Raw genomic sequence first — 9,487 nt, forward strand, 5'->3', positions numbered from 1 at the left:
GAAGAATCCTTTTAAACATTGTCACGTTACCACAATTTATTTTTATAAATACAGCATGAATTGGATATTTTCCCAATTACCTGTTTAGCGCTACTCGGCGTAAGCCTTTGCCTGATTTGCGTTTGAAAAATCGAAAACCCCCCTCCTTTAGAGGGATGCAAGCTAAAATAAGGCAACAGTTGCCTAAGTAGAGAGGGGGGAAATTGTTTTGTTTTTCTGACATACCACCGTCGAACTCCTAGCAAAGCCAAAAGCCAGATAGTAACGCTTGTGTCTGTGACACCCTTGTGTGCTAGTTGCGTTCAGATAGGTGAAAAGAGCTAACCTCGTAAACGCGATAAGTTAAACACAGTATAGGATACGTGACTCGCAAACCCATTGACGATCGCAAGTGTGCAATCAGCTATTCTCAACGTGCGATCGCTCCCTACTCGGACAGTCTTGCGAAACCTGTAAAAAAATAGTCATCTCATCTAGAGAGAATTGCTGTGCTGTCCTAGGGAAAAAAACAAAAAAGCTAGCAAAAGCTGCTAAAAATAACACTGCGAGTACAAAGCGCGATGATATCATGACGGAGAAATTACTGAAAACAAAGGGCAATTGAGTATGGCGCAAGCACCTGTCTCTCCCGTGGTGCTAGTCATTCTAGACGGCTGGGGGTACCGCGAAGAAACCGATGGAAACGCCATAGCCGCTGCTAACACACCTGTGATGGATAGCCTCTGGGCAGCCTATCCCCACACACTCATCTACACCTCCGGCAAGGCTGTAGGATTGCCAGAAGGTCAGATGGGGAACTCAGAAGTGGGCCATCTCAACATTGGTGCTGGTCGGGTTGTACCGCAAGAATTAGTTCGGATCTCAGACGCCGTGGAAGACGGTAGTTTACTGAGCAATCCCGCGCTGGTGCAAGTCTGTCAGGAAGTCAAGAGCCGGGGTGGTAAGCTTCACCTAATTGGGCTTTGTTCTGAAGGTGGGGTGCATTCTCATCTGGCGCATCTTTTAGGATTACTAGATTTAGCGAAAGCGCAAGAGATTCCCTCAGTTTGTATCCACGCGATCGCAGATGGGCGCGATACCTATCCCCATGAGGGGATAGAGGCAATTCAGAAAATTCAAGACCACATTGACCAGATTGGGGTCGGACGCATTGTCACCCTTAGCGGTCGCTACTACGCAATGGATCGAGACCAGCGGTGGGATCGGGTGAAACGTGCCTACGATGTGATGACCCAGGATGGCTTGGGAGACGGTCGCTCGGCGCAGGAAGTTTTACAGGCTTCCTATGCTGAAAATGTCACCGATGAATTTATCATCCCAACCCGAATTGCTCCTGGAGCTGTGGAAGCAGGAGATGGCGTCATTTTCTTTAACTTCCGACCCGACAGATCCAGACAACTTACTCAAGCCTTGGTGTCTCCCGGTTTTAAGAAATTTGAACGACAGCACATCGAGCCGCTGAGCTTTGTCACTTTTACTCAGTACGAACCGAATTTGCCAGTTTTGGTGGCTTTTGAACCCCAGAATCTGAGTAACATCCTGGGGGAAGTCATTGCCAATCGGGGACTGCGCCAGTTTCGGACTGCTGAAACCGAGAAATACGCCCACGTTACTTATTTCTTCAACGGGGGTCGGGAACAGCCTTTTGAAGGGGAAGACCGGGAACTGGTACCGAGTCCAATGGTTCCAACCTATGACCAAGCACCGGAGATGTCAGCAGCAGCGGCGACGGATGTAGCGATCGCTGCCGTTGAAAAACGCATTTACTCCCTCATGGTGATCAACTACGCCAACCCAGACATGGTGGGGCATACAGGTCAGATAGAACCAACAATTCAAGCACTGGAAACCGTAGACCGATGTTTGGGACGCCTTCTAGAAAGTATCAGTAAGGCGGGTGGCACAGCGATCATCATTGCCGACCACGGGAATGCTGAATATATGCAGGATAAAGAAGGCAACCCTTGGACTGCTCACACAACGAACCCTGTGCCATTTATCCTGGTGGAAGGGGAAGGGTTAAAAATTCCCGGCTATGGGACTGAAGTAACTTTGCGAACTGATGGACGTTTGTCGGACATTGCACCGACGATTCTGGAAATTTTAAAGCTGCCACAGCCAATAGAGATGACAGGTCGTTCGATGCTGGTTCCTCTGGAATTTGATGTCCGCGCCAATCGCACACCCGTGCGAGTTTCTCTGTAAAGTGCTAGGAGCTAATGGCTAATGACTGATTGCATTTTGCGGATAATTAGCGATTAGCTCTTCACGCTCGGCAATTCACGATTCTTAAAAACTGACACCGAACAACCAACTATGAATCTATATAGCATTCTTCAAATTATATGGGCGGCTTCTTCCGCCATTCTGATTGTTTTAGTGCTGCTACATAGTCCTAAAGGAGATGGAATTGGGGGGATTGGCGGACAGGCTCAATTGTTTACCAGCACCAGAAGTGCAGAAACAGCGCTGAATCGAGTAACCTGGATATTCACTGTCATCTTTCTGGGCTTGTCGGTAATTTTGAGCATGGATCGGTTATGGCAATAGTATCCAATTGGGATGCATGATCAATGATGGGTTTTGAGTGGAAAAAGGAGAAAAGTAGGAAAGTTGAAAAGGCGAAAGCATCAAACTTTCAAACTCTTAGACGAAGCCTACAGAAACGCTTGCGACATCAAAACTCTTTTCAAAACTCAAAACGATTCATCACGGCGGGAATCGCGATCGCAACTTGCTTATTGGTAGTTTTAGCCCATTTTCGGGTAGTGGACGCGGGTGATGGTTGGGCATCTGAAGTGTCACGCCAGCTATCTGCAACCTCGCTCCCGACACCCCAAGCCCACGTCCTACCGCCGACACTGTTGCAATGGCAAGATACCAGCAACAGTGGTGATTACTTCTCTCAGGTAAAGCCTACCCCTGTTGGCTATCTGGTTTGGTCGCAGTTTCCGGTTAAGGTCTTCGTAGAGAGGTCAGAAACTTCTACCGTAAGCCAACAGTGGGCAAGTGCTGTGTTAAATGCTGTGCAGGAATGGGGCGTTTATTTGCCCCTCCAGGTGGTCGAGCAGTCAGAGATGGCTGATATCAAGATCGTGCGATCGCTTCCTTCCCTTAAGCCATCCTTTAACCGCCGCACTGGGGAATTTCATCTGCCTCGCGCTCGTTCTGCTGAAACCCGCTATGAATTCTATCTCAACCCAGTAACAGGCACACCCTCTGTTCTATCCCATCGATTTACGATTCAACTGAGTCCGACTCAAACCGGCGACTATATTCAATCTGCTGCCCGTCACGAACTCGGGCACGCACTGGGTATCTGGGGGCACAGTCCTTTAGAAACAGACGCCCTATATTTTTCCCAGGTGCGTAATCCTCCCCCAATTTCTTTGAGAGATATCAACACCCTCAAGCGGATCTACGAACAGCCAACACGAGTGGGATGGCCTTTGCAAAATGCTACCCAAAGCCACCTCAAGCGTACAGGATTGGTGAATAACTCATCTGCCATCTAGGCGTGCAGTGGTGGGGCTAGAGGCGCACCTGTAAGCCGTCAATCATTAGCTAGATTGGTTGGGAGCCTAACGGAAGACTGCGTATAAATTCGCTTTGGATTTCATAGAAAGTTAAGCCGTTTCTCTAATTAAGAACGGAAATCAGGAATCAGACAACAACATGCGATCATCTCTTCTGAAGGACAACTAGCTCCTTCAGAATGATAACTAGCTGATTTTCGTTCTACCTGGATAACGCCAATCGCTCAACTGGACGCGCCGTTCCTGTAGCAACTCAGTATAAAGTTTTACCAATTGGTCGATGTTGCGGCTGAGGGTGTATCGCTCTACAACCCTAGCGATCGCTTTTTGTCCTAGTCGCTTTGTAAACTCCGGGTTGCCTCGTAACAACGGCAGTAGGGTTCGCAACTGCCCAGCGACCCCTTGAGTTCTGAGAATTATCCCAGCGTCTCCCTCCAACGGCGTTCCCTCCAAAACTTCGCCATCAGCACCGGCATCAGTGGCTACACAGGCAACGCCACAAGCCATTGCTTCTAGTAAGGAGAGTGAAAGCCCTTCTACCAGAGAAGGCAAAATAAATACATCGGCTCCCCGCAAAATTTCGATTCGCCGTTGCTCATCCGGTTCGGTTCCCCACCAAATGATGCCGTATTCTGAGTCATAAAACGGCTCTAAAGACGGTTTCAACGGTCCATCACCAACAATCAATAACTTACACTCTGGCCCCATTTCTGACTCTTTCCAGGCGCGGAGCATTGCTTCCACATTTTTTTCGGTGGCAATTCGACCCTGGTAGACAAACAGGCGCTTAGCGTTTACTTCAGATTTGATGTTAGAAGGCCCTGGACAATACTTCTGGACATCAACGCCATTGGGAATCACAGCTACCTTTGACGCAGCGACTCCCAGCCGTGCTAGTAAATCCCGCTGAACTTGAGAAAAGATAATCGTTCGGTCGTAGTCTACTAGACAAGACGCATACAGCTGATAAGTCAGGAGTTGCGTCCCTGATTTGAGATTGCGTCGCTTCCCATCAAACGGGGTATGGAAGGTAGCAACCAGGGGTAAATTCAGTTCTTCGCAGATTTCCGGCAGCAGAAAGTCCAGAGGTGACAGAGTGAGCGAAGCGTGTACTAGGTCTGGCTTTAGCTCATCGAGCGACTGAGTCAGAACCTTTCTCGATCTCAGAGTAGGAATTGTATAAACCTGGGACTTGTACAGGAACGGTAGAGACACTTCCTCACATCCAGGCCAAGCCTGGAGGTCAGATTCTTCGTCTTGGGCAAAGTGGAGGAAGCTAACTCGATGGCCCTGGGCTAACAACGCATTGGTAATTTCTCGACTGTAGGTGACATTGCCGCAAAAGGGTGATTTTTTTCCAAGCCAGGCTATATGCATTTTCTAAGAGTTTTGAGTTTTTAGCTTTGAGTTTTGAGTTTTGAGTTAATCATTCAAAACTCGTTATTCAAAACTCATCACTTTTCTTTTCCTGTACCGGAAATATACCAGGTTAAGAGTCCTCCTGCGATCGCGATCGCAGCTAAACCGAGAAATACTGCCTGTAACCCCAAAATCGTCTCTGCAACGCCTGCTAAGGCTAAAGGCAGGCTTAGAGCAATATTAATGACGTTGTTTTGTAACCCAAAGACTTTCCCTCGCATTTGGTCGGGGGTTTCGGCTTGGATGGTTGTCTGCATCGGGATAGCCACCAACGACCCAAAAAAGCCTAAAAGCGTGGTCAACAGGAATGCCAGCAATAGCTGCTTCGTAAACAATCCCAGACCAACCAAAGAGGCTGCCGTTCCGATAGAACCATAGAGGCTGAGCCGATTATGGGAGAACCGCTGCCCAAAGTGTCCCAGAACCGTCGCCCCTCCCACCATGCCAACCCCACCAGCCGCGAGTAAAAAGCCGAACTGAGAGGATTTCAAGCCAGGAATAACTTCTGCCATCCGCACAGCTAGAACCGACAGCGCCGCAAAAACTGAAAATAAAATTACCAGTTGGATTAGGGCATTGCGGACGCGCTTTTGTTCTTTGAGGTAACGCAGTCCGTCACGCAGATCTTCCCAAACATGGGGTGATTCGTGTTCGGGGGTGTTAGTTTTTTCACCCGTGCGGAGGATCAGCAACAGCAATCCTGCGATCGCATAACTGCCTCCCACCACCAATTCTTTACCAATGTCCGCTCCCACACCCAAGCGTCCTGCTAGGGTATCTGCAATTCCCAGTAACGGCTCTCCCACGGCAAATCCCACGATTACCGAAGCCATCATTGTCATCGTGTACAGCGAATTCGCCGAAAGCAAATGATGCCGTCCCACAACCAGCGGAATCACTGACTGCTCAGCGGGGGCAAAAAACTGCGTCAGCGTAGAAATCAGGAATGTTAATCCCAGCAGAATGCAGAATCCCACCGGCAACCCTCCCAGAGTTGACCAGCCATGCGAGATCCACAGCAGCGGCGGTACCGCCAAAACCAGTGCCCCCCGCAGCAGGTTCGTTGCCACTAGCACTGCCTTCTTGGGCCACCGATCTACAAACACACCCGCAACGGAACCAAATAGTATGGCGGGAATCGTAAAGGCCATCATGATCGCCGATACCCACACGCTGATCGTCTGATCTGGTGCTTGAAAGTGAGTAGCAATCAATGCAATTACCAGCACCAGATAAACCTTATCGGCTATCTGCGAGAAAACTTGACCCCCCCACAGAGCCAGGAAGTTACGGTTTTTTAAAACCGGCAAAAACCCTTGTGCTTCCTCCTCTACTTCCTCATCGACAACCAGATTGGACGCCGAGGTGCTGTGGTTCAATCCTCCATCAGAAGGGTCGTCCGTTTCTGTTTCTGTATCTATCTCTGGGGTTACAGCATCGTCCACCGGGGAGTGGGGAAAAGAAATCGCCGGGCGAACCTCTTCCCATTCAGTGGTTTCATGGGGTGTTAAGCGCTCGTCAGACAAGGGGCGTAATGTGGTAGGTGTTGACGATCCAGTAAAAGCAGGGCGGGGGCGCTCGGAAGCGGGAATGCTGAATCCGGAAGAACGAGGAAATTTCCCTTCCTCCGTCCACCGTTCGCCATCCTCAATCTTCTGTCTAGACTGACTTAGGGACATTCGAGCTTGTAGATCGGAATCATACCGTTGCATCATGGTTCAGGATAAATTCAGCTGGGACGAGAAACAAGCATCCATCAAAGCAGCAGAGCGAATTGACCGACCAAAGTGATACTGGACGTACTGACGTAAGAGTTGCTCTACTGAAACCCAAGCGGCGTCTTCGGAAGGATGAGAGATGAGGGAGGTCGGATGAGTTAATTCTTCATTACTTTTTCCGTTCTGGGGTAGCTCTGGCTCAGCTAACTGCTGTAGCAGCGCTAGCTCAACGGCGTTCAGTTTGGTGTTCAGCATCACGGGCGTTTGTGGATGAACAACTGTTTGGTAGTTCCCACTGAGTTCCTCTGGCATTGTGCCTTGACCTGGCGGTGAAAAGCGTATGGCTGTAGGCGAGACTTTCCCGTGTACTGCCATGCCTTTTGCTGTAATACCAGACGTGCGCGATCGCGCTTCGGCTTGCAAGCGTTCTAATGCTGGTAAGCTCACTGTGCCACCGGCAGCAGTACTAAACCCAACCCGCCAGTCTGGATCGGTAAATTCCGGCATCAGGGGATGCCGCGAGACACAACAATGTTGAACCTGCGGCGCAACACCAGCCAAAGCCATCAGGTGAAACACGCCGTGGGCTAAGTGAGCTAAAACCAGAGCCGCGCTGTTGGCAGGCAACCGCTCTAATCGATGCAGATGTTCGTTAAGCAACTCATACAATTCCATTTGCGGCTGGTCGCTCAACGCTTGACAAAGAACTACTTCCGCTAAGTATTGGCTGGCTGTCAGTTTTTGAAGATCCTGACTTAAGCCAGGGTAGGACTCTAGCGTCTCTGCCTGAGTAATTTTATCGAGCGATCGCCCTTTGGCAATCAGTAGCTCATTCACTACAAACAAAGCACTCCTGCCGCCTAGCTTTGAGTGGTGCTTGCGTGCCCCCGGAGCCACAGCCCGAATCAAACCAAATTCAGGCGTCAAAATCGTTAGCAGCCGGTCAGACTCGCCCAGCGCCATACTCTTTAGATTGATTCCGGTTACTTTGTAAGTTCGGCTCATGACGTGGGGTTATTGGTCAAGAGGTGATGGGTAATTGGTCAAGAGTTAGTGACTCATTCCCGATTACCCATTACCAATTCCCCTTTCCCTCCTTCTCCAGCGTATCGCGCTCACGAAGCAGATCGGGACCGTATGACGTGCCTAGCCGCGTCGCTCCTGCCATGATTAACTCCAAGGCTTGCTCAGGGGTACGGATTCCCCCCGATGCTTTAATACCTACCTGTTCCCGTGCTACTTCTTTCAAAAGTTGGATATCCGCTACTGTGGCACCTCCAAAGAAACCAGTGCTGGTTTTTAAAAATGCTACTCCTGCATCCATACATATTTCCGCTGCCAGTCGTTTCTCTGCATCTGTCAGGCGGGTGGTTTCCAAAATTGCCTTGACGGTTTGACCCGTTTCACAAATTTCTGCAATTTCTCGGTGGACATCCTCAGTCTTCCCAATTTTCAACCAACCCTGGTTGATAACAACATCCAATTCCACCGCCCCATTTTCCACGGCTTCTTGGGCTTCGTAGAGCTTAACCGCCGATGTTGTCGCTCCAGAGGGAAAACCGATCACTGTACAAACTTTCGGCTGCTTGCCTTTGAGAAGCTCAGTCGCTTGCCGCACGTATGCCGGATAGACGCACACTGCCGCGAACTGAAACCTGTCAGCCTCTTCACACCACTGCTTAACCTGCTCTGGGGTTGCCGTTGGATTTAGCAGCGCATGATCGATAAATGGAGCAATATCAATATTTGGCTGAGTAACAGCCATTGCTTCTCCTCTCGCTCACCTTACCTATTGTTAACTTTTATCAGATATTTAAGCAAAATTAAACAAAAGATCGCGGAATCATTACCGGATAGCCTGTAGCTTTAATCGGACAGGCGATCCAGACAGACAGGTGTTCTTCCCTTACCTGATGGGAGGTTGACACTACCGACCCAAAAATGGTGAGAGCAATTGGATAGTTAAGCCGTCGCCAACTTAGGTTAAAAATATTTAGAGAAAGGAAAACAAGTTAAAAATGTCTGATAAGCCAGGGTTAATGGGACTGGGGGGTATATTTTTTGTAGTTGGAGCGGGTATGGTACTTGGCAGTTTTGTAAATTACCATCAAAAGCAAGATTTTATTAAAAGCTCATCCTCTACTACAGGTACAATCATTAATTTAAAACTTCAAGTATCTAGAAAATCGCGGGCTTATTTCCCTGTATTCCAATTTCAAACCCCCAATGGAGAAACGATAAAGGTTGAATCTAATATGGGGAGTAATCCACCCGGATATGAAATTGGGCAATCCGTGCCGATTATTTATAGCCCTAATAATCCGAGCGAAGCAGAGATAAACTCTTTTTGGTCACTTTGGTTTGCGGCGATATTTTTATTGGGAATGGGAGGTCTTTTTGCCGTAATAGGTTTAAGTATGCTTGTTCACGCTTTACCCTTCAAGAAATCTAAAACTACAGGGGATTTTGCTGATGAAGAATCTTTGATAAGCTAGAAATAACCTTTGGGTACAAGTTGTGTACAAAGAATATATCCAGTGATTTTTAGCTTATTTGAAAGAAGTTCGGAGCTTTATCTTGATAATCGGGCAGGTAAGTTTAAAGTGAATTTTTAGAGCGATCGCTTTGTGTAACCTACTCTAGCTTCAGTTTGATGCAGGTAGGCATAGGGAAGCGATCGCTCTTTATCTTAATGGACGCTAAGTAGCTAGGATGATTTAAACCTAAAACGCTCCATCGTATACCCACCTTGTTCACTTCGTGATTCCATGCCCTCCATCACAGCCAGGGCTAAATCATATTCATTGTCAAACA

General features: G+C 48.5%; 7 protein-coding genes and 1 pseudogene. 4 read left to right on the forward strand and 4 right to left on the reverse strand.

Translation table 11 applies throughout. The annotated features are described in order from the left end of the window. The first annotated feature begins 606 nt into the window (after positions 1 to 606). From gpmI to H6H02_RS05565, 3 genes are all read left to right on the forward strand, one after another. Complete coding sequence (gene gpmI, locus H6H02_RS05555; protein WP_190815406.1) at positions 607 to 2,205, forward strand: 2,3-bisphosphoglycerate-independent phosphoglycerate mutase; 1,599 nt, start codon at positions 607 to 609, stop codon at positions 2,203 to 2,205. A 111-nt stretch (positions 2,206 to 2,316) separates the two neighbouring features. After that, on the forward strand, positions 2,317 to 2,550 hold the full coding sequence (secG, locus tag H6H02_RS05560) for a preprotein translocase subunit SecG (RefSeq protein ID WP_190815408.1): 234 nt from the start codon (positions 2,317 to 2,319) through the stop codon (positions 2,548 to 2,550). Positions 2,551 to 2,669: 119 nt separating this feature from the next. Beyond that, positions 2,670 to 3,515, forward strand: coding sequence for a peptidase (locus H6H02_RS05565; protein WP_190815410.1), 846 nt, complete (start codon positions 2,670 to 2,672; stop codon positions 3,513 to 3,515). Positions 3,516 to 3,722: 207 nt separating this feature from the next. Here H6H02_RS05565 and H6H02_RS05570 read toward each other — a convergent pair whose 3' ends face one another. From H6H02_RS05570 to deoC, 4 genes and pseudogenes are all read right to left on the reverse strand, one after another. Next, positions 3,723 to 4,913, reverse strand: a complete 1,191-nt coding sequence (locus H6H02_RS05570) for a glycosyltransferase family 4 protein (protein WP_190815412.1) — start codon at positions 4,911 to 4,913, stop codon at positions 3,723 to 3,725. Between the two features lie 77 nt (positions 4,914 to 4,990). After that, on the reverse strand, positions 4,991 to 6,667 hold the full coding sequence (locus H6H02_RS05575) for an MFS transporter (protein WP_190815477.1): 1,677 nt from the start codon (positions 6,665 to 6,667) through the stop codon (positions 4,991 to 4,993). Beyond that, a pseudogene (recO, locus tag H6H02_RS05580) lies at positions 6,654 to 7,678 on the reverse strand (DNA repair protein RecO). The gene H6H02_RS05575 and the pseudogene recO overlap by 14 nt, the downstream one beginning before the upstream one ends. Before the next feature lie 70 nt (positions 7,679 to 7,748). After that, positions 7,749 to 8,438: a deoxyribose-phosphate aldolase gene (deoC, locus tag H6H02_RS05585; protein ID WP_190815417.1), complete on the reverse strand. Its 690-nt coding sequence runs from the start codon at positions 8,436 to 8,438 to the stop codon at positions 7,749 to 7,751. A 253-nt stretch (positions 8,439 to 8,691) separates the two neighbouring features. Here deoC and H6H02_RS05590 point away from each other — a divergent pair, with 253 nt between their 5' ends. Further along, a complete protein-coding gene (locus H6H02_RS05590; RefSeq protein ID WP_190427354.1) occupies positions 8,692 to 9,168 on the forward strand; it encodes a DUF3592 domain-containing protein in 477 nt (158 codons plus the stop codon). Positions 9,169 to 9,487 lie beyond the last annotated feature (319 nt).

The organism is Coleofasciculus sp. FACHB-1120, from assembly GCF_014698845.1.
Classification (GTDB): domain Bacteria; phylum Cyanobacteriota; class Cyanobacteriia; order Cyanobacteriales; family FACHB-T130; genus FACHB-T130.